This window comes from Carnobacterium sp. (assembly GCF_032094055.1).
In the GTDB taxonomy this organism is placed as follows: domain Bacteria; phylum Bacillota; class Bacilli; order Lactobacillales; family Carnobacteriaceae; genus Carnobacterium_A.
Map to the genome: position 1 here is coordinate 52,679 of NZ_DAMDAK010000001.1, position 838 is coordinate 53,516.

Below are 838 nucleotides of genomic sequence, written 5' to 3' on the forward strand. Positions count from 1 at the left end.
GTAATTAAGATGACATCACTCTCATCCATTTCATTCACTGTATCCCTTAAAGCTTCTTGCCAATGCTCTTTGATGGTTACTCCTGATCCAGCATAACCTTTCAATTCGTCTATTGTTGCTGCTCGAGGAAAGTCAAAACTAGTCAAAATAAGATGAATATTAGGCAATTCTGTCAATAAACTAACCATATTTTCAATTGCTTTATCCTGCAAAACAGCAAAGATCAAATAAACTTCTTGTTGATTAAAATCCAGTTTGATCGTTTCAACTAAACGACGAATAGCCGGTTCATTATGAGCCCCATCAAGAATCATTAGTGGTTTATCGTTAACCTTTTCCATACGACCCGGCCAAAAAGATTGTTTCAGTCCTCTTCTTGTATCTTCATGATTTAATACTAAGCCCGTTTTTTCACTGTAAATCCGCAAAGTTTCAATCGCTACAGTTGCATTCTCAATCTGGTGTTTTCCCAACATTCCGATTTGCAATTGATTCAAATAAATAGCCTCATCTTCAAATGTAAACTGCTCTCCCCATGTCGGCAGGGTTTGCCATTTTGTTGCTGTAAAATCTTTTCCAAAAAAATAAACTTTGCTTCCTTGCTCATTTGCATAAGCTTCAATAACCTGTAACGCTTCTTTAGGTATCTTGCCTGTCACAACCGGCACTCCTGGTTTAATGATACCAGCTTTTTGAAGCGCTATTTCCGGCACTGTTTCTCCTAAAATTTTCATATGATCCAACCCGATAGTGGTAATAGCTGAAACAAGTGGTGTAACTACATTAGTGGAATCTAATAACCCTCCTAGCCCTACTTCAATGATCACTACGTCTGCAT

General features: G+C 37.7%; 1 protein-coding gene. It reads right to left on the reverse strand.

Features of this window, described 5'->3' with window-relative positions; genetic code table 11:
- The coding region (locus tag RT405_RS00330; protein WP_313466733.1) for a glutamate ligase domain-containing protein at nt 1–838 on the reverse strand (838 nt) is incomplete at both ends.